General features: G+C 62.8%; 19 protein-coding genes. 9 read left to right on the top strand and 10 right to left on the bottom strand.

The genetic code is table 11. The features are described from left to right. Nucleotides 1–8: 8 nt before the first annotated feature. A complete protein-coding gene (locus DQ230_RS06945) occupies nt 9–704 on the bottom strand; it encodes a lysozyme family protein (protein ID WP_113911854.1) in 696 nt (231 codons plus the stop codon). A gap of 152 nt (nt 705–856) precedes the next feature. Here DQ230_RS06945 and DQ230_RS06940 point away from each other — a divergent pair, with 152 nt between their 5' ends. From DQ230_RS06940 to DQ230_RS06930, 3 genes are all read left to right on the top strand, one after another. Continuing rightward, nucleotides 857–2,089 (top strand): MFS transporter, encoded by a 1,233-nt coding sequence (locus tag DQ230_RS06940; RefSeq protein WP_113911853.1) that lies wholly within the window; start codon nt 857–859, stop codon nt 2,087–2,089. Between the two features lie 23 nt (nt 2,090–2,112). Further along, nucleotides 2,113–2,985, top strand: coding sequence for a 50S ribosomal protein L11 methyltransferase (locus DQ230_RS06935; RefSeq protein WP_113911852.1), 873 nt, complete (start codon nt 2,113–2,115; stop codon nt 2,983–2,985). 107 nt (nt 2,986–3,092) lie between these two features. Further along, entirely contained in the window at nt 3,093–3,437 is a 345-nt protein-coding gene (locus tag DQ230_RS06930) for a hypothetical protein (protein ID WP_162497386.1), read from the top strand. A gap of 109 nt (nt 3,438–3,546) precedes the next feature. Here the strand turns inward: DQ230_RS06930 and DQ230_RS06925 are convergent, their stop codons facing one another. Next, nucleotides 3,547–4,197 (bottom strand): carbonic anhydrase, encoded by a 651-nt coding sequence (locus DQ230_RS06925; RefSeq protein ID WP_113911850.1) that lies wholly within the window; start codon nt 4,195–4,197, stop codon nt 3,547–3,549. 210 nt (nt 4,198–4,407) lie between these two features. Here DQ230_RS06925 and DQ230_RS06920 point away from each other — a divergent pair, with 210 nt between their 5' ends. The 4 genes from DQ230_RS06920 (at nt 4,408) to speB (ending at nt 8,033) form a co-directional block, all read left to right on the top strand. Further along, nucleotides 4,408–4,752 carry a hypothetical protein gene (locus tag DQ230_RS06920; RefSeq protein WP_238987452.1) on the top strand — a complete coding sequence of 115 codons (345 nt, stop codon included), beginning with the start codon at nt 4,408–4,410 and terminating at the stop codon, nt 4,750–4,752. 82 nt (nt 4,753–4,834) lie between these two features. Continuing rightward, a complete protein-coding gene (locus DQ230_RS06915; protein WP_113911848.1) occupies nt 4,835–6,238 on the top strand; it encodes a leucyl aminopeptidase family protein in 1,404 nt (467 codons plus the stop codon). Then, nucleotides 6,235–7,062 carry a C40 family peptidase gene (locus DQ230_RS06910; RefSeq protein WP_113911847.1) on the top strand — a complete coding sequence of 276 codons (828 nt, stop codon included), beginning with the start codon at nt 6,235–6,237 and terminating at the stop codon, nt 7,060–7,062. The genes DQ230_RS06915 and DQ230_RS06910 overlap by 4 nt, the downstream gene beginning before the upstream one ends. 11 nt (nt 7,063–7,073) lie before the next feature. Next, nucleotides 7,074–8,033 carry an agmatinase gene (gene speB, locus DQ230_RS06905; protein WP_113911846.1) on the top strand — a complete coding sequence of 320 codons (960 nt, stop codon included), beginning with the start codon at nt 7,074–7,076 and terminating at the stop codon, nt 8,031–8,033. 71 nt (nt 8,034–8,104) lie between these two features. On the opposite strand, the gene DQ230_RS06900 is transcribed toward speB, so the two are convergent. From DQ230_RS06900 to DQ230_RS06890, 3 genes are read right to left on the bottom strand one after another with little or no spacing between them, the layout of a single operon-like run. Beyond that, nucleotides 8,105–9,511: an FAD-binding oxidoreductase gene (locus DQ230_RS06900; protein ID WP_113911845.1), complete on the bottom strand. Its 1,407-nt coding sequence runs from the start codon at nt 9,509–9,511 to the stop codon at nt 8,105–8,107. 3 nt (nt 9,512–9,514) lie between these two features. After that, the gene (locus DQ230_RS06895; RefSeq protein ID WP_113911844.1) at nt 9,515–9,751 is read right to left on the bottom strand and encodes an Lrp/AsnC ligand binding domain-containing protein; all 237 of its coding nucleotides are present in this window, start codon (nt 9,749–9,751) and stop codon (nt 9,515–9,517) included. Nucleotides 9,752–9,781: 30 nt separating this feature from the next. Further along, entirely contained in the window at nt 9,782–10,207 is a 426-nt protein-coding gene (locus DQ230_RS06890; protein ID WP_113911843.1) for a tellurite resistance TerB family protein, read from the bottom strand. Nucleotides 10,208–10,330: 123 nt separating this feature from the next. Between DQ230_RS06890 and DQ230_RS06885 the strand changes: the two genes are divergently transcribed. Beyond that, a complete protein-coding gene (locus tag DQ230_RS06885; RefSeq protein WP_113911842.1) occupies nt 10,331–11,905 on the top strand; it encodes a lysine--tRNA ligase in 1,575 nt (524 codons plus the stop codon). Between the two features lie 51 nt (nt 11,906–11,956). Then, nucleotides 11,957–12,367, top strand: a complete 411-nt coding sequence (locus DQ230_RS06880; protein WP_113911841.1) for a c-type cytochrome — start codon at nt 11,957–11,959, stop codon at nt 12,365–12,367. Here DQ230_RS06880 and DQ230_RS06875 read toward each other — a convergent pair. The 5 genes from DQ230_RS06875 to DQ230_RS06855 all read right to left on the bottom strand — a co-directional run bounded on the left by DQ230_RS06875 (nt 12,355) and on the right by DQ230_RS06855 (nt 18,224). Then, nucleotides 12,355–14,766, bottom strand: a complete 2,412-nt coding sequence (locus tag DQ230_RS06875; protein ID WP_113911840.1) for a ligase-associated DNA damage response DEXH box helicase — start codon at nt 14,764–14,766, stop codon at nt 12,355–12,357. The two genes, DQ230_RS06880 and DQ230_RS06875, sit on opposite strands and share 13 nt — an antisense overlap. 57 nt (nt 14,767–14,823) lie before the next feature. Beyond that, the gene (locus DQ230_RS06870; RefSeq protein ID WP_113911948.1) at nt 14,824–16,137 is read right to left on the bottom strand and encodes an ATPase; all 1,314 of its coding nucleotides are present in this window, start codon (nt 16,135–16,137) and stop codon (nt 14,824–14,826) included. Nucleotides 16,138–16,233: 96 nt separating this feature from the next. After that, nucleotides 16,234–16,728 carry a prepilin peptidase gene (locus DQ230_RS06865; protein WP_113911839.1) on the bottom strand — a complete coding sequence of 165 codons (495 nt, stop codon included), beginning with the start codon at nt 16,726–16,728 and terminating at the stop codon, nt 16,234–16,236. A 28-nt stretch (nt 16,729–16,756) separates the two neighbouring features. Then, nucleotides 16,757–17,614, bottom strand: coding sequence for a tetratricopeptide repeat protein (locus tag DQ230_RS06860; protein WP_113911838.1), 858 nt, complete (start codon nt 17,612–17,614; stop codon nt 16,757–16,759). A gap of 61 nt (nt 17,615–17,675) precedes the next feature. Further along, nucleotides 17,676–18,224 (bottom strand): tetratricopeptide repeat protein, encoded by a 549-nt coding sequence (locus tag DQ230_RS06855; protein ID WP_113911837.1) that lies wholly within the window; start codon nt 18,222–18,224, stop codon nt 17,676–17,678. Nucleotides 18,225–18,249 lie beyond the last annotated feature (25 nt).

The following is an 18,249-nucleotide window of genomic DNA, read 5'->3' as shown; positions in this document are numbered from 1 at the left end:
GGGCGTCACTATCCCAAACCCTGCGGCAAGGCCGCGATGACCGCTTCGAACTGCGCCCAGCTGATCACGGCCTTGTTCCCGGCGTAGCCGTCGTAGTGGGAAACGCCGGTGGAGTTGGGCAGGCCCGCCCAAATCTTGGCCAGATTGTTCATGAATGCCGTGCGGTCCAGTGCCCCTGCGCGAAAGCGGTTCAATCCAGCCTCGACCAGCAGCACATCTCCGAGCCGGTCTTGCATTGCCGGGCTGAAACGTTGCGACAGGTCTGCCCCGGTCTTGGCGACCAACCTGCGCAGGGTCTGCGGTATGAACTGGTAGCGGCCAATCGCGTGCGGCTGGCCGGGGGTGCCATCGATCCATGCAAACACCTCGGCCAGCGTCATGTCGGTTGGCCGCTTTGCGGGTTTGATCCGCGCGCCGTGCTGCACAGCGTCATATCCGTCGCGCGGCGATTCGGCCTGCTGTATCAACGCGCGGATCCTTTGCACGTCAGAGCCGCGCAACCCTGTCGCCGACGCATCGTCAAATGCGGGTCTGTGGGCGGGGCGGTCTGCAAACAGGCCCCCTTCGGCGCGGCCAATGAACAATCCGGCCAGCGTCGCCCGCGTCTCCACCGGGGTGGCGGTAAACAGGCTGCCGCGGATCGCCTCTGCCTGCGCGGCCGTGGCCAGCAGAAATACGGCAAGGATATAGATCAGGACGGGCATTCAGCCTCCGGCAATGGGTCGCTGGCTGAAACGTTGCCACCAAAAGATTGCGAACTGGTTGACGCCCGCTGATAAACTTGCAGCCAATCAGGCGCCGCAACACCCCGCCAAACCCACTCGCCAAACGGCATGGCTTGGCGTAAAGCTGGCCCATGACGCGCACTGTCCCCATAGTCGAGGCCCGCCAGATGCCGCTTTGGCGCCGTCCGCGGACGCTGTTGTTTCTCATGGCGGCGGCGATGCCGATCGCCTTTGCGACATGGTCTGCGCTGCTGAACAACTTCGTGATCGAAGTTGCGCAGTTTGATGGGCATGACATTGGCTGGCTGCACACGGTGCGCGAAATTCCCGGCTTTTTCGCCATAGGCGTTATCGCGATCATTATTTTCGTGCGCGAACAGGTGCTGGCGCTGGTGTCGCTGATGCTGCTGGGTGTGGCGACGGCCTTTACCGCGCATTTTCCCAGTATGGGCGGCATTTTAACCATCACGATGCTCAGTTCCATCGGGTTTCACTATTACGAGACGGTGAATCAATCGCTTCAACTGCAATGGATCGACCGGGCGCGCGCGCCGCAAACGCTGGGCTGGTTGATGGCGGCGGGATCGGGCGCGACGCTGGTGTGCTATGGCCTGATCGTGCTGCTGTGGGAGCCGCTGGGCCTGACCTATACCATGGTTTACATGGCATCAGGCGGGCTGACGGCGGCAATCGCGCTGTTCGCGCTGATCGCCTATCCGCAGTTCGAGGCGCCCCACCCGCAGCTGAAAACGATGGTCCTGCGCCGCCGCTACTGGCTGTATTATGCGCTGCAATTCATGGCCGGGGCGCGGCGGCAGATATTCGTGGTGTTTGCCGGGTTCATGATGGTGGAAAAATTCGGTTTCAGCGTGAATGAGATCACGGCGTTGTTTTTGATAAACCTTGTGGCCAATATGATCTTTGCCCCGTTCATGGGGGCCGCTGTGTCGCGCTTTGGTGAGCGGCGGACGCTGATATTTGAATATATCGGCCTGATGGCCGTTTTTCTGGCATATGGCGGCGTTTACATGTTCGGCTGGGGCGTGTTGCTGGCCGCGACGCTCTATGTGGTGGACCATATATTGTTCGCGCTGGCGCTGGCATTGAAGACGTATTTTCAGAAAATTGCCGATCCCGGTGATATCGCGCCGACAGCTGCCGTTGCCTTTACGATTAACCATATTGCGGCGGTGTTTTTGCCGGCCAGCCTTGGCTATCTGTGGCTGGTATCGCCCGGCGCGGTGTTCCTGCTGGCCGCTGGCATGGCGGGTGTTTCGCTGCTATTGGCACTGCTGATCCCGCGCCATCCCGAACCGGGGTATGAGACTATCCTGACGCGCCGCGCCCCGGTTCTGGCGCGGTAACGCGCAATTCAAAAGGCCGCATAATGATCACCTATACCGCCCTGACCACCCTCATCGGCCAGTCCGCCGCCGAAAGCCTGGCCGACGCGCTGGATGATATCCAGCCCGAGCCGATGGGCATCGGCACGTTCGAGATCGAGGACGGCAGCGGCACATGGGAGGTGGGCGCCTATTTCGAGGACCGCCCCGATATTGCCGGGCTTGCCTTGCTGGCAGAAATCCATGGCGCGCGGCCCTTTACCGTGTCCGAGGTGCCCGATACCGACTGGGTTGCCCATGTCAAACGCGAGCTGACGCCGGTCATCGCGGGCCGGTTTTTCGTCTATGGCAGCCATGACGCGGACAAGGTGCCGGATGATGCCGTGCCGCTCCTGATCGAGGCGGCGATGGCGTTCGGCACCGGGCATCATGGCACGACCCAAGGCTGCCTGCGGGCGCTGGATGCGCTGGCGAATGCGGGCATCGTGGCAAAGTCGGTGGTGGATATCGGCTGTGGCACCGCCGTTCTGGCGATGGCCGCCGCGCGCATCTGGCCCGGTGTCATGCTGGCCAGTGATATTGACCCGGTTGCGGTGGACGTGGCCCGCGTCAATGTGGCGGCGAATGATCTGGACGGACGCGTATCCTGCATCGAGGCGACCGGACTGGATCACCCCGGTTTAGAGGCGGCGGCGCCCTTTGATCTGGTGTTTGCCAATATCCTCAAGGGGCCGCTGATTGACCTCGCGCCGGCCCTGACCCAGCGGCTGGCGCCGGGCGGGCATGTGATTCTGTCGGGCATCCTGAACGAGCAAGCCGATGAGGTGGTCGGCGTTTACACCGCGTGTGGAAACAATGTGACCCAGCGCCAGGAGATTGGTGACTGGACCACTCTGACATTGCAAAGAAATGTCTGAAAATTCACGCAAAAACGGCCAAATTGGGCCGGTTGCCTAAAAGTCGACATAATTCAAACTTAAGTTTTACCGGTAATCTGGCGGGGGCCGGAAAACTGGATGCTGTCATGTCAACAACAACGGATAACGGGTTCGACGCTCGTGTGAAAAAGGTTCAGCGCCGCCATATTTCCATGGCGCGCGGATATGATGCCAAGGCGGGGCGCGATGGTTTGATCGTGTTTCGGCCAAAGCGTCGCAAGGCCCGGCTGCCACTGCGCGGTCTGGCAATTCTGGCCATAACGCCCTTGTGCTTCAAGGGGCTGGTGCTGATGAAAATCGGCGATCTGGCATATCAGGCGCGCGTGGATGCGCTGACGTCCGGATCTATGGCCGAGCAGATCGGCGGCTATCTGCTTCAGATCGACCCGGTGACGCGGTTCCTTGCGGGGCAATTCGCGGCACTGTTCTAACCGGTGGGATGACCGCACGCGCAACGTGCGCCACCGTATGATTGTTTGTAATCAGTATTTTTTTGAAAGCCCCCTGCATCGGCATTCCGGTGCAGGGGGTTTTGCGCCGTCAGATGGCGGCAAACTTCTTTGAGCTTGCGTGATATTGCTCGACCCGGCCCTCGCCGATATCCAGCCAAAGACCGTGCAGCGTCAGAACGCCGCGATCCATCGCGTCGGTCACGAAGGGGAAACTGGTCAGGTTCTCAAGCGAGACCAGCACCGCTTCCTTTTCCAACGCGCGGGCGCGTTCGGCGTCGTCTTCGATGCCGGACACACGCTCGTATCCGGGGCGCAGAATGTCGATCCAGCGCCCGACAAAGCTGCCCGGTGCGTCCAGCGCGGGCGCTTTGCCCGAACACATCTCGTCGCAACCCTTGATACCGCCACAGCCCGAGTGACCCATGACGATGACATGTGCGACATGCAGGACGCTGACCGCATATTCCAGCGCCGCCGAGGTGCCGTGCTGCCCGCCATCGGTGGTGTAGGGCGGCACGAGATTGGCGATATTGCGGTGAATGAAAAATTCACCCTGATCGGCGCCAAAGATCGACGTGACATGCACGCGGCTGTCGCAGCACGAGATCATCATCGCGCGCGGGTGCTGCCCATCAAGGGCCAGAGTGCGATACCAGCTTTCGTTTTCGGTATAAGATGTGGCCTTCCAGCCGTGATAACGCTGGATCAGGTAGGGCGGCAGGGGGCGCGACTGGTGCAAGGTCTGGTCCTTTCGGCGAATAGGTCTAGGAATTGGATAAACCGTATTCGCATTGAATTCGAGCAATAAAACGTGCGGTCAGAAACCATTTGAGAAGGTATTTACCCCAGATTGCACCGGGCCGGGCCATGTTGGGGGCTGCCGGGCAGATTGTCACGAAACCGGGGTGAGACCGTGGAACAGGTAACATTGTTGAAACAAAAGGAGGTGGTGCGCTTGAACCCGGACCGCCTGGAAGAGCTGTATACGCAACTGGGCGAGGCAGGGGCCGAAGATGTCGTCTGCCGCGCGCTGGAGGAGTTGGCCGCACGTCTGTCCCAGACCGAGCGCTGTTATCGCGAGCGGCGCGTGGCAGATATGCGCAAATCTGCGCGCAGTCTGGTGGCGATCGCCGACCAGATCGGAATGCACACCCTGTCGCGGGTTGCTGCCGATGTCGCCTCTTGCGCGGACCAGCGTGACCCGGTGGCCATCGCGGCAACACTGACCCGCCTCATGCATATTGGCGAGCGTAGCCTGAGCGAGATCTGGGACCGGCAAGGTGCCCGAATTTGATGACTTGCAGGCAGGTGCAGGGGGATTAGGCTAAGGTGGAAATTTTCGGCGCAGCGCGCCGCTTCCTGAAAGGTTTTGCCAGATGTCCACCGCCAAACCCCCTGCATATCCGTTGGTTTTTGCGACCGATTCGGGCGATGTGCTGCCCCTGCATGTAATCTGCGCGGACCAGCTTGACGGCTGGCTCACCGGCCAGGCCGCGCCGGTGCGCGCTTGGGCGCAGGCCAACGGGTTCACCGCCGCCTTGGGCAAGGTGCTGATTGTGCCCGGCGCAGATGGCACACCAATAATGGCGGTTGCCGGTTACGGCGATGCGGCCGCGCGGGCGCGCGGCCGCTTCCACCTTGCGGCGGCGGCCGCTGCGCTACCGGCAGGCACATACCGGCTTGAGGGGCTGGACCCGGACCGCGCGGCGGAGGAGGCGCTGGGCTGGCTATTGGCTGGCTATGTCTTTGACCGCTATCACGATCAAAAGCGCGCGACCGCACGCCTGATCGCGCCAGATGGCGTGAATGCGGCCCGGCTGGAGGTGATCGCAGCAGGCGAGGCGCTGACCCGCGATCTGATCAACACGCCCGCCAATGACATGGGGCCGGACATACTGGAGCAGGCGTGCCGCGACCTGGCCGTGCAGCATGGCGCGGATATCGCCACCGTTACCGGGCAGGATCTGCTGGCGCAAAACCTGCCGCTGATCCACGCGGTGGGCCGTGCCTCGGACCGCGCGCCACGTCTGATCGACATGACATGGGGCACGCGCGGCCCTGCGCTGACCCTGGTGGGCAAGGGGGTTTGCTTTGACACCGGCGGCCTGAACCTGAAGCCCGGCTCCAGCATGGGGTTGATGAAAAAGGACATGGGCGGCGCGGCGACGGTGCTGGGGCTGGCCCATATGATCATGGCGCTTGACCTGCCGCTGCGTCTGCGCGTGTTGATTCCGGCGGTTGAAAACGCGGTCAGCGCCAATGCCATGCGCCCGGGTGATATCCTGACGGCACGCAATGGCCGGACGATTGAAATCAACAATACCGATGCCGAGGGCCGCCTTGTGCTGGCCGATGCGCTTGCGTTGGGAGCCGAGGACGCGCCGGACCTGATGATCTCGATGGCGACCCTGACCGGGGCGGCGCGCGTGGCGGTCGGCCCGGACCTTGCGCCCTATTACGCCGATGACGCCGATCTGGTCGCAGCGATCGAAAGCGGCGCCGTGCAGGCCGTCGATCCCGTCTGGCGCATGCCGCTTCATGCCCCATACGAGGCGTTGATCGAACCGGGCATCGCCGATCTGGACAACGCGCCCTCCGGCGGCTTTGCCGGATCGATCACCGCCGCCCTGTTCCTGCGCCGTTTCGCGGGCGCTACGCGCTACGCGCATTTCGATATCTACGGTTGGAATCCTACCGCCGCACCCGCCCGGCCAAAAGGCGGCGCCTGCATGGGCGCGCGCGCGCTGCTGGCGGCGCTGCCGGCGGCGTTGAAGCTATGAGCGACCCACGCCTGACCGCCGCGAATTCCCGTGTCGCCGATACAGCATTGCGCGGACAGGTGAGCGCCGCGCGTTATACCAGCGGCGCGGCGCGTCAGGTGTGCGTGCCCGTTGCCGACCTTCGACACGCGCCGCATGGCAGGCGTTTGCGCCAGTTGCTGACCGGCGCCCCCGTCACGTGTTTCGACACGCATGACGGCTGGGCATTTGTGCGGGCCGAGGATGGCTATGTCGGATACATGCCTGACGCGGCACTACACGCTGGCCCCGCCGCGACCCATTGGATCACTGCGCGGGCCTCCCATGCCTACACCGAACCCGATCTGAAATCGCCCGAGTGCGCGGCGCTTGGCCATCTGTCGCGCCTGAGCGTGACAACGCACAGCCGGAATTGGGCGCAAACACCGCTCGGCTACGTTCCTGCGCAGCATATTGCACCCTTGCCAATGGCAGAGCCGGACCCCATCGCCGTGGCCGAACGCTACATCGCCGTGCCGTATCTGTGGGGCGGCAATTCCGTGTTTGGGATTGACTGTTCCGGGCTTGTGCAGGCCAGCTGCCGCGCCTGCGGTATCGCCTGCCCCGGCGACAGCGACCTGCAAGAGGCGGCGCTGGGCCGCGCCTTACCGGATGGCAGCGCAATGCAGCGGGGTGACCTGCTGTTCTGGCGCGGCCATGTCGCCTGGGTCCTGGACGCGGGCCGCATCCTGCACGCCAACGCGCATGACATGGCCGTCAGCGTCGAGGCGCTAAAGCCTGCGATCGCCCGCATTGCCGCTGAGGGCGGGGGCGCGGTCACGGCGCATAAACGCCTTGAAAAGTAAGGAGCAAACCGATGACCGACAGCTTTTTTCAACCGCCCCCCGCCGCTGATCTGCCCCGCTTTGCGGGCGTGCCGACATTCATGCGACTGCCGCACGTGCCGCCCGGTCATCCGCGCTTTGCCGATGTAGATGTCGGCCTGATCGGCGTGCCATGGGACAGCGGCACGACCAACCGCCCCGGCGCGCGCCACGGGCCACGTCAGCTGCGCGATGCATCGACCATGATGCGCGCCCAGAACGGCGCCACAGGCATCCGTCCGTTCGAGGCGTTGAATTGCGCCGATCTGGGGGATGTTCCGCCCAATCCGGTGGATCTGCACGACAGCATGGCGCGTATCACCGCCTTTTACGCCGAGGCGCTGAAGACGGACATCATGCCGCTGACCGCAGGGGGCGATCACCTTTCTGCGCTGCCAATCCTGCGCGCCGTGGCCGAAAAACGCCCCGTCGGGCTGATCCAGTTCGACAGCCACACCGACCTGACCGACAGCTATTTTGGCGGGCAGAAGTACACGCATGGCACCCCCTTCCGCCGCGCGATCGAAGAAGGGCTGATCGATCCGCGCCGCATGGTTCAGATCGGCATTCGCGGCACGATGTACGACACCGAAGATCGCGATTTCGCCGCCGCAAACGGCATCCGCCTGATCCCTGTCGAGGAATTCCATGCGCGCGGCCCCTTTGACGTGATGCGCGAAGCGCGCGAGATCGTCGGAACCGCCCCGACATACATCACCTATGACATTGATTTCGTCGATCCCGCCTATGCGCCCGGCACCGGCACGCCCGAGGTCGGCGGCCCAAGCAGCCATCAGGCGCTGGAGGTTGTGCGCGCTCTGTCGGGCCTCAACATCGTCGGCGCCGACATGGTAGAGGTGTCGCCACCATTCGATGCATCCGGCGGCACCGCTCTACTGGGCGCAACGATCCTGTTCGAACTGCTCTGCGTCATGGCCGCAGGCCAAGCCTGATCGGCGTCACGCGGCTGGCGCCGTCATCCCGCGCCAGCCGCTTCATCTTGGTCAAAATACTCAAAAACAACCTATAGGTCCGGCAACACCTTGCCGGGGTTCATAATGCCATTCGGATCAAGCGCGTTTTTGATGGTGCGCATGGCCGCCATCGCGGCGGGGTTCTTGTGCCGCGCCATTGCCGCGCGCTTGCGCCAGCCGATGCCGTGCTCGGCGGAAAAGCTGCCGCCCATGGCCACGGCTGCATCCTCGGCCATGTCTCCGATGCGCTGGCAAAGGTCTTCGTCGTCGCGTGTCGGAAAAACGCCCAGATGCAGATTGCCATCGCCCAGATGCGCAACGGATACATCCCTCGCGCCCGGATCCAACTCGTCGATGATACCGGCCACACGGTCCAGAAATTCCTGCATCCGGTCCACCGGCACCGCGATATCGCGGTCCACATGAGGCGTCTGGAACGTCATCACCTGCGCCGCAGCTTCGCGACGCTCCCACATTTCGCGGCGCTGGGCTTCGTTCTGGGCAACCACGGCGTCCAGGATCGCGCCTTCTTCGAACAGCGCCGCCAGCACGGATTCCAGATGGGCGGCGATGGGGATCTGGCCATTCTCGCCCGGCGCGGCATCGCGGGGGGCAATGGCGCCAACCTCGACCATGATATTCACGTCATAGCGGTCGTCAAACGGCGCCCTTGCGCCCGGCGATTGCAACAGGTGCGTTTCGATATAGGCGCGCGGCATGTATTCAAACGCCTGCACGGCGCCGCCTGTTTCCTGCTGCAACCGGTTGAGCAGGTTCAGCGCATCGCCGACGCGCGGAACGGCAACCATGGCGGTTGCATTGGCCAGCGGCGCGGGATGCAGCTTGAGCACGGCGGCGGTGATGATGCCCAGCGTCCCCTCGGCGCCGATCAGCAAATGGCGCAGGTCATAGCCGGAATTGTCCTTGTGCAGCTGGCGCATCAGGTCGATCACCTCGCCATTGGGCAGCACCGCCTCGATCCCCAGGCACAGATCGCGCGTGTTGCCATATCGCAGCACGTTCGAGCCGCCCGCGTTGGTCGATAGCGCGCCGCCAATCATCGCCGATCCGCGCGCGCCGAAAAACAGCGGAAAGATCAGGCCGTGTTCGGCAACAGCATCATGGATGCTGGCCAGAATCGCGCCCGCCTCGACAATCGCAAGGCGGCTGGACGGGCGGATTTCGCGGATTTTCGACATGCGTCCCATTGACAGCAGCAGCGCGCCGTCTGCCGCGGTGGCGCCGGTGAGGCCGGTATTGCCGGATATCGGCACAATGGCAGTGCCGGTCTGGTTCGCCAGCTTGACGATGGCCGCCACCTCGGCGGTCGATCCGGGGCGCGCAACCGCCAGCGGCGTACCCTGAGGCGCGCCCGACCAATCGCACGCATAGCTGTCCATGTCGGGGCCGGTCAGGACGTTGGCGGCGCCGATGATGTCGCGTAGCTTGTCCAGCATGATCTAGAATGCCTTGAAGGTCAGGGTGGTTTCGGTCCGCTCGATATTCGGGATCGTCAGCAGGTTTTCGTTGATGAAGATCCCCACATCATCGGTCTGGGGAATGTAGACCTTCAGCAGCAGGTCAAACGGGCCGGAGGTCGAGTATAGCTCGGAATGAAATTCGCGCAGGGTGATTTCCTCGGCCACCTTGTAGGAAGTGCCGGGCTTGCAACGGATGTTTACGAAAACGCAATGCATGGGAGAAATCCTTGTAAAATTACTGGCCGGTCACAGGCTCATATGGCGGGCGCGTGCGCCCCGCTCGATCGCGGCGGCGTGCAGACGGTCGAGGTTCAGCTCGTAGCGGATCTCCTCCAGCAGGCGCAGCTCGCTGTCGGCCAGCGTGCCATCGGCGGCGGCGACGTCGCAGGCCAGCGCATAGGCCGTCTCGAACAGGCGTTCGGGCAGGTTGTCGCGGATCAGGCCAAACAGCGCGTCCAGCCCATCCTCGTCCGAGAACAGATCGAACACGGTTTGTGCGACGATGTTGACCCGGTCTTCGTCGTAATCGCCAAAGATGGGCAGATTGTTCACGGCGGTTTCGATCTTGACCAGTTCGGCGGTCTGGATACGCTCGTCCGAGGCGGACACCGCGATCATGACCGCCACCAAACAGTCCTGCGCGCTCAGCGGGTGTGTCACTGTCTCATTCATCCGGGCAATCCTTTGCAATGCGGGGTCTTGGGGCGCAGATTATTGACCTTCGCCCCCCTCGGCAATAGGAAGCGGCGGACCCTTGCGCGCATCCGCGCCGGGGCCTGATCCATGGAGAGCCCTATGTCTGATCTGCGCGACGCTGCGATGACCTCGAAAGCCTGGCCTTTTGAAGAAGCGCGCCGGCTGCTGAAACGGTATCAGGGCAAGGCGCCCGAGAAGGGCTATGTGCTGTTCGAGACGGGCTATGGTCCCTCCGGCCTGCCGCATATCGGCACCTTTGGCGAGGTGCTGCGCACCACGATGATCCGCCGCGCGTTCGAGGCGATCAGCGACATTCCGACGCGGCTGATCTGCTTTTCCGACGATCTGGACGGCATGCGCAAGGTGCCCGGCAACGTGCCCAACCCCGAGGCGCTGGCCGAGCACCTGCAAAAGCCGCTGACATCGGTGCCGGACCCGTTTGGCACGCATGACAGCTTTGGCGCGCACAACAACGCCATGCTGCGCCGGTTTCTGGATACGTTCGGGTTTGAATACGAATTTATTTCAGCCACCGAATTCTACCGCAGCGGCCAGTTCGACGAGGTGCTGCTGCGCGCCGCCGAACGCTATGACGATGTGATGAAGGTCATGCTGAAGTCCCTGCGCGACGAGCGGCGCCAGACCTATTCGATCTTCCTGCCGATCCACCCCGAAACGGGCCGGGTTCTGTATGTCCCGATCAAGCATGTGGATGCGGCCAAGGGCGAGATCACCTTTGATACCGAAGAGGGGCAGGAAATGACGCTGCCCGTCACCGGCGGCAACGTGAAATTGCAGTGGAAGCCCGATTTTGGCGCCCGCTGGGCCGCGCTGGGCGTCGATTTCGAGATGTACGGCAAGGATCACAGCACCAACACGCCGATCTATGACGGCATTTGCGAAATCCTGGGCGGCAAAAAGCCCGAGCATTTCACCTATGAGTTGTTTCTGGACGAAAACGGCCAGAAAATCTCGAAATCATCGGGCAACGGGATCAGCATTGACGAATGGCTGACCTATGCCTCGACTGAATCGCTCAGCTATTTCATGTATGCCAAGCCGAAAACAGCCAAGCGGATGCATTTTGACGTGATCCCCAAGGCGGTGGATGAATACCATCAGCAGCTGCGCGCCTATGTCGGGCAGGACACGGGCCAGCGCCTGAACAATCCGGTCTGGCATATCCACAGCGGCGATGTGCCGACAAGCGATATGGTCGTGCCGTTCTCGATGCTGCTGAACCTCGCATCGGTCGCCGGGACCGAGGACAAGGCGCATCTGTGGGGCTTTATCCAGCGTTATGCGCCGGAGGCCAGCGCGCAGACGCACCCCGATCTGGATCAGGCGGTGGGCCACGCGCTGCGCTATTACACCGATTTCGTGAAGCCGTTCAAAACCTACCGCGCCCCGACCGATCCCGAGCGCGCGGCGCTGACCGAGTTGCGCGATCAACTGGCCAGCTATGACGGCCCGCGCGATGACGAGGCGCTGCAATCGGTGGTCTATGCTGTGGGCCGCGACCGGTTTGACCCGCTCAAGGACTGGTTCAAGGCGCTCTACGAGGTGCTGCTGGGCGCCAGCCAAGGGCCGCGTTTCGGCGGATTCATCGCGCTTTACGGCGTGGAGGAAACTGTGCAGTTGATCGACGACGCATTGGCTGGCAAGTTCGTCTGACCCAAGGCGGCGCAGATCGCACCGGGTTCATCACAGGCAAAGGAGACGGCAATGAAATACGCAGCAATGGCCGCCGGGCTGGCGGGCCTTGGCATTCTGGCCGCATGCGTGCAGAGCAATTCAATGCCCGAGGCCGATGAGGGCCGCAGGCTATACGTTGAAAATTGCGTGCAATGTCACGGCCCGACAGGCAAAGGCGACGGGCCGTTGGCCGCGGGGATGGTGCCTGCACCCAATGACCTGACGCGACTGTCAACGCAAAGCAAATTTCCGCGCGCCCGCGTACTGTCCACCATCGACGGCTATCACAGGGCGCAGATCCCCGGTGAACAAATGCCGGAATTCGGCGCCTTGCTGGAGGGCGATACCGTGCCGGTACACACGGGCGACGGCGTGATGACGCCAACGCCGCGCCCGCTGGCTGCGTTGCTGGCCTATCTGGAGTCAATTCAGGAGGTCTGAGCCAGCCCCGCCGCCTGCATCAGCTTGGCGGATTCCTCGGCCAGCAGCCGCTCTTCGCCCGCGCCGCTGACCGGGGTGCGACCCGCTTCCAGAAACAGCGGCGCCGCCAAGGGTGTGACGCGGGGCAGGCGGACCAGATCGATCCGGCCGTCTATGCGCGCGATCATCTCTTCGATGCGGCCGAAATCGACCAGACCGCGCATCGCCTCGGTCCGGGTGATGCGCAGCAAGAGGTGGTCCGGGTCGTATTTCACCAGCGTGTCGTACAGAATATCGGATGAAAACGTCGCCTGCCTGCCCGATTTGCGCGCTTGCGGCAGGTTGCGGTTGATCAGCCCGGCGATGGTGGCGGAGGCGCGAAACGTGCGTTTCATCACCGCATTGCCAGTCAGCCACTGATCCAGCCCGCCGCGCAGCGCGGCGGGATCGAACAGCGGCGCTGCATCTGTCAGCGGCTCCAATCCCCAGATCAGGGTGGCATAATCGGTTGAAACAAACCCCAGCGGATCAAGGCCCAGCTCTTCCATCCGCTTGGTGATCAGCAGGCCCAGCGTCTGCTGCGCGTTGCGCCCGGCAAAGCCGTAGATGCAGGCATGTTCGCGCCCGTCATGCGGAAAGCTTTCGATCAGCAGCCGCCCGGCCATCGGCATCCGCGACACACGCCGCTGAAGGTGCAGCCATTCGGCGGTATGCGCGGGCAGGGCAGGCCAGCCCGGCTGCGCCAGCATCGCCAGAATACGCTGGCTGAGCTGGGTGGACGTGGCGAATTTTGTACCGCCGAATGTGGCGATCTTGGGCTTTTTCCCGTCCGAGCGGCTGACTTCGACCGTCATTTCGCGCAAGGATTCGTAGCGCACGATCTGACCGCCGATCAGGAAGGTATCGCCGGGGGTGAGGGTGGCGGCGAACGCCTCCTCCACCTCGCCCAGCGGTTTGCCGCCACGCGCGCGCTGCATGCGGACCTTGAGCAGGTCAGTGTCCTGAATAGTGCCGATATTCATGCGGATGATCTGTGCGCTGCGCGGATCGCGCAGGCGCCACAGACCATCGCGCTGAACGAGGCGCTGCCATTTGTCATAGGCGCGCAGGGCGTAGCCGCCGGTCGCGCAAAAATCCAGACAATCGTCGAAATCGGCGCGGGTCAGGGCGGCATAGGGGCCGGCCGTGGTAACCTCGGCAAACAGCGTATCTGTGTCAAACGGCGCGGCGCAAGCGGCGATCAGGATATGCTGGCACAATACGTCCAGCGGGCCGGGGCCGCGCGGATCGCCGTCCAGATCACGCGCGCGCACCGCGTCCAGCGCGGCCACACATTCGACCACCTCGAAACGGTTGGCGGGAACCAGCAGCGCCTTGGACGGCGCGTTATAGCGGTGGTTCGCGCGCCCGATGCGCTGCACCAGACGTTTGACGTTTTTCGGCGCGCCCACTTGAATGACCAGATCCACATCGCCCCAGTCAATCCCCAGATCCAGACTGCCGGTGCAGACGATGGCGCGCAGTTCGCCGCGCTGCATCGCGCCCTCGACCCGCTGGCGCTGCGTGCGATCCAGGCTGCCGTGGTGGATGCCGATGGCCAGATTGCCGTCGTTCGCCAGCCATAGGTTGCGAAAAAATATCTCGGCCTGCGCGCGGGTATTGTGGAAAATCAGGGTCGTGTTATGCGCCTTGATCTGCTCCAGCACGGCTGGAATCGCATAGGCCGCGCCGCCGCCCGACCACGGCGGCGCCTCGGCTACTTGCAGCATTTCAATGTCCGGATCCGGGCCGGGATCGGCAAGGATGATCTCGCACGGATCGGGATGCCGCGCCAGAAAGCGCGCGATGGCGGCAGGATCTTCGACTGTGGCCGACAGGCCGACGCGGCGCAGATCAGGGAAAAGTGCCTGCAAGCGCGACAGCGCCAGCATCAGCTGATCACCCCGCTTGCTTTCGGCGAGGGCGTGAATTTCGTCAATCACCACGCGCTGTAGCCCGGCGAATATGCGCGGCGCGTCCTCGTATGAGGTCAGCAATGCAAGGCTTTCGGGGGTGGTCAGCAGAATATCCGGCGGGTCGGCGCGCTGGCGGCGCTTTTGCGTATAGGACGTGTCGCCGGTACGATCCTCGATCCGGATGGGCAGGCCCATTTCGGTGACGGGCGTCGTCAGGTTGCGGCGAATGTCATTGGCCAGCGCCTTAAGCGGGGAAATATAGAGCGTGTGCAGTCCCTTGTGATCGCCAGTGCTGAGTTCGGCCAAGGTAGGCAGAAATCCGGCCAGCGTCTTGCCGCCGCCGGTGGGGGCGATCAGCAGAAGGGCAGGATCCCTGCTGCGCTCCAGCATCGCCTGCTGGTGCGGGTGAATGGACCAGCCGCGCGCGGCGAACCATTGCGTGAACTGAGGGGGCAAACATGTCATGCCGCCTATGTAGGGCGCGGGTTGAGAATTTTCGCGAAAATTCTTCGCCGGCGCGCGTTAATTGACGATGTCGCTGTCGACGACGAACATGTTTGCCCACGCACGGTCGATCAAATCCGGGGTCATCTGATAGGGGATCCCCTCGAATTCGCAGATCGAGATCATCTGGTCGATCAAAAAGACCGGCTGATAATTGGCATAGATATTTTGGATTTCCGGATATTTCTTCTTCAGAAGGTGGACCAGTGCAGGCTCGCTTAGCGGCATTTGTTTTTTGCGCGCGACCATGGCGAAGATTTTCAAGAAATCGGCCTGTGTGGGGCCGTCGATCTTGATCTTGTAGAAAATCCGGCGCAGGGCGGCCTGATCGAAAATCTTGTTGGGGTGGAAGTTGGTTGAAAAGATTGCCAGCGTGTCAAACGGCACTTCGAATTTTTCGCCCGATTGCAGGGCAAGGATATCCTTGGATTCCTCCAGCGGGACGATCCAGCGGTTGACCAGGTTCTGCGGCGGTTCGGCCTGGCGGCCCAGATCGTCCACGATGAAAATGCCCCCTGTCGACTTCAGCTGAAGCGAGGCCTGATAGGTGCGCGCCGTCGGGTTGTAGACCAGATCGAGCATGTCCAGCGTCAGCTCGCCGCCCGTGATGACGGTGGGGCGCTCGCAACGCACATAGCGCGCATCGAAGGTGCGGCGGCGGCGCAGGGAATTGGGATCATCGGCCTCGGCCTCGGCTTTGGAGTGAACGATAGGGTCGTAGACGGTGATCACCTGGCCTGCGTATTCGATCGCCATCGGCACATAGATACGATCGCCCATCGCGTCGCGGATGCCGTTGGAAATGCTGGATTTTCCGTTACCCGGCGGGCCATACATCAGGATCGAGCGGCCGGCGCTGACGGCAGGGCCAAGCTGATTCAGCAGGCTGGGCGGCAGGACCAGATGGCCCATGGCGCCGGTCAGCTGGTCGCGCGTGATCTGGATGTTGCGGATCGACTGGCGTTTGACCTGCTCGGCGTAGACCGCCAGCGGCACCGGCATAGGGCCGAAATATTCCGATTGTGCCAGCGCATCCAGCGCGCGCGCCTTGCCTGCATCGGTCAGCTGATAGGCCATTTCGCTGCCCGATGTCGCGCTGAGCGTGCCGGTCGCCTCCAGCAGGCGCTGTTCGCGGGCAAGGTCCACCAGCTCCTGCGTGACGGTGCGTGGCAGGCAGATTGCGGTGGCGATTTCGCTGACCATATCCACGTTCTTGCGAAAGATCGTTTTCAGCAGAATGTCGCGCATCATCACGATGCTCAGGCGCATGTCATCAATCGTCGCGGGTGGCGGCGGGGGCTGCACGCCCTGCGGGGTCATTTGCATGTTCATATGGATGCGGCCTTGGCTGGTCGGGACTGTATTCCCGCCAAACTGCCCGTCAATCATGCGCAAATTATGGCAGCCTGCGGGCGGCTGAAAGGCAGTTCAGGCGCCGTAGGCGGCGCCCAGCAGCAGATAGGCCGCCATCGCGCCGCCAAGCGACAGGCCCATCGGATATTTGCCCTCGCGCGTCCAGCTTTCCCAATGGGGGGCAAGGCGGCGCAGGGCGGTGTGTTTGGCAATGCGATGAATGGCATAGCCCGCGATCATCATGCCGGCGAGGATCATCAGCACCAGTTGCAGATCGCCGATCGCGATGAAGGGCGCGGCGGCGGCGGCAAATTTGGCATCCCCTGCGCCAAGGACGCCGACCGCGTTCAGCACAATGCCGACCAGCAGCACCACCGCCAGATGCACCAGCCGCCATGCGAAAATATCCAGCGGCAGGACGATCAGGCCGATGGCGATGTAGATGATGACCATCGTCATCACCGCCTTGTTCGGGATCTTCATATAGCGCAGATCGCTCCACGCCACCCATGCGCAGACCGGCAGGATAAGCGGGGCAAACCACAATGCAGCGGTGGCCGAGATGTGCATGGGCCGCGCCCCTTTTTGTCCGAATGTCCTAGTTGACCACGTTGCTTTCCAATGCGGCGAGGCTGCGCACCGCGGCCTCGAAATGCTGTGGATGGGTGTCAACCGCATCGCGCAACAGGCCCTTGCCGGTGGTCACGTCGCCCTTTTTGACGGCGGACAGTCCCAGCGTGTAGAGCAACTGGGCGCGCTCGGTCTGGCTGACCGGCATCACTGGCAGCGCATAGTTGCCCTGCGCACCGCGCGCCAGGACGAGGTTGTTCTTGGCGGTGAACAGGGTCGTGTCCTGCCGGACGGCATCGGAAAACAGACGCTCGGCATCGGCGTAATCGCCGCGGCTCAGCTTGGAATAGCCCCAGTTGTTCATCACGCCGGCCGGGCGGGTGGTCATGCCGACGGCCGTCTCGTAAAAACTGTCGGCCTTTTTCCAGTCCTTGTTGCTGTCGGCAACCATCGCCTCCAGCCGGTAGCGTTTGAACGTCTCATGGGTGGGGGGGATTTCGTTCAGGGTTTTTTCGGCGCGGTCCCAGTCGTTGTTGCGGATCAGCGCATCGGCCATCTCGACGCGGTCGTTGTCGGTGGCCTCCTTGTGGGCGACAACCTTTTTCCACGCAGCGACCCCTTCGGTTGCGCGCCCGGCACGCACCAGGCTGGCGGCCAGCCCGCGTTGCAGATCAATCCGGTCCGGGTTTTCGCCAACGCTGCGCTGGAAATAGGCGACGCCCTCGTTGGGGTCGGCGGTGGTCAGCATCACGTCGTTCAGGTTGGATTCGTCGATGACGTTGACGCCCTGAAACTTGCGGTCAATCGCCTCGTTATCTTGCTTTTCGCAGGCGGTCAGGGCCATTGCCCCTGCCGCGCAGAGCGATAATAGGATGGGGTGGCGCATTTTCGCGTCCTTTTACTGCCTCGCCTCGTATTGATACGCGCCCTTTTGACGGGTGTCCGGTTCACGGAATGGACCGGATCAGGTAGTCGCTGCTACCGCGTCGCACCAATTTGAAATCTTGGGTCTCGGGCTCAGCATAAACCGAATTTTCCTGTTTTGCGAGCGCCAAGCGCAGATTGTCACGGATTGAGTCACTTTCGCCATTGTCCAGCGCATAGGCCCGGCGGAACACCTGCGCCGCCTCGGCAATTTCGCCCTGTTCCATGAGGGTGACACCCAGATTGTTCCACGCCTCGGGTGATTTTTCATCCCGCTCAATGGCCTCGCGCAGCAGCGTCTCGGCCTGGCCCACACGGCCAAGGCCGAGGTATGCACTGCCCAGACCCAGATAAACCTCCGATGTCATGCCCCCCTCCAGCGCGGCGCGCGAGAATGCCTTGATCGCCAGTTCAAATTCGCCCGCGCGCATCAGGCGGTGGCCGACGGTCGCGCCATCGACCGCCGTGCCGTCTTGCGCAATGCCGGGGGCAAAGGGACCGGACGGGTCAGGCGCCCCGGAACAGGCCGCCAGCGCCAGAAATGCCGTCAAAATTGCGGAAATGCGCGTCATGTCATCCTTTGGGGTGCGGGCAGTA

Origin of the sequence: Roseovarius dicentrarchi, assembly GCF_003316635.1 — a bacterium.
Classification (GTDB): Bacteria; Pseudomonadota; Alphaproteobacteria; order Rhodobacterales; family Rhodobacteraceae; genus Roseovarius; species Roseovarius dicentrarchi.
Note: the sequence above shows the minus strand (reverse complement) of the source record. Positions and strands in the feature narration are given on the sequence as shown.

Coding starts and splice junctions, on each gene's coding strand:
- DQ230_RS06895 (WP_113911844.1), bottom strand. CDS start 9,751: ATGCATTGCGTTTTCGTAAACATCCGTTGCAAGCCCGGCACTTCCTAC.
- DQ230_RS06875 (WP_113911840.1), bottom strand. CDS start 14,766: ATGACATGTTTGCCCCCTCAGTTCACGCAATGGTTCGCCGCGCGCGGC.
- DQ230_RS06890 (WP_113911843.1), bottom strand. CDS start 10,207: ATGAATGAGACAGTGACACACCCGCTGAGCGCGCAGGACTGTTTGGTG.
- DQ230_RS06910 (WP_113911847.1), top strand. CDS start 6,235: ATGAGCGACCCACGCCTGACCGCCGCGAATTCCCGTGTCGCCGATACA.
- DQ230_RS06880 (WP_113911841.1), top strand. CDS start 11,957: ATGAAATACGCAGCAATGGCCGCCGGGCTGGCGGGCCTTGGCATTCTG.
- DQ230_RS06915 (WP_113911848.1), top strand. CDS start 4,835: ATGTCCACCGCCAAACCCCCTGCATATCCGTTGGTTTTTGCGACCGAT.
- DQ230_RS06885 (WP_113911842.1), top strand. CDS start 10,331: ATGTCTGATCTGCGCGACGCTGCGATGACCTCGAAAGCCTGGCCTTTT.
- DQ230_RS06935 (WP_113911852.1), top strand. CDS start 2,113: ATGATCACCTATACCGCCCTGACCACCCTCATCGGCCAGTCCGCCGCC.
- DQ230_RS06945 (WP_113911854.1), bottom strand. CDS start 704: ATGCCCGTCCTGATCTATATCCTTGCCGTATTTCTGCTGGCCACGGCC.
- DQ230_RS06860 (WP_113911838.1), bottom strand. CDS start 17,614: ATGCGCCACCCCATCCTATTATCGCTCTGCGCGGCAGGGGCAATGGCC.
- DQ230_RS06855 (WP_113911837.1), bottom strand. CDS start 18,224: ATGACGCGCATTTCCGCAATTTTGACGGCATTTCTGGCGCTGGCGGCC.
- DQ230_RS06930 (WP_162497386.1), top strand. CDS start 3,093: ATGTCAACAACAACGGATAACGGGTTCGACGCTCGTGTGAAAAAGGTT.
- speB (WP_113911846.1), top strand. CDS start 7,074: ATGACCGACAGCTTTTTTCAACCGCCCCCCGCCGCTGATCTGCCCCGC.
- DQ230_RS06940 (WP_113911853.1), top strand. CDS start 857: ATGACGCGCACTGTCCCCATAGTCGAGGCCCGCCAGATGCCGCTTTGG.
- DQ230_RS06870 (WP_113911948.1), bottom strand. CDS start 16,137: ATGAACATGCAAATGACCCCGCAGGGCGTGCAGCCCCCGCCGCCACCC.
- DQ230_RS06900 (WP_113911845.1), bottom strand. CDS start 9,511: ATGCTGGACAAGCTACGCGACATCATCGGCGCCGCCAACGTCCTGACC.
- DQ230_RS06865 (WP_113911839.1), bottom strand. CDS start 16,728: ATGCACATCTCGGCCACCGCTGCATTGTGGTTTGCCCCGCTTATCCTG.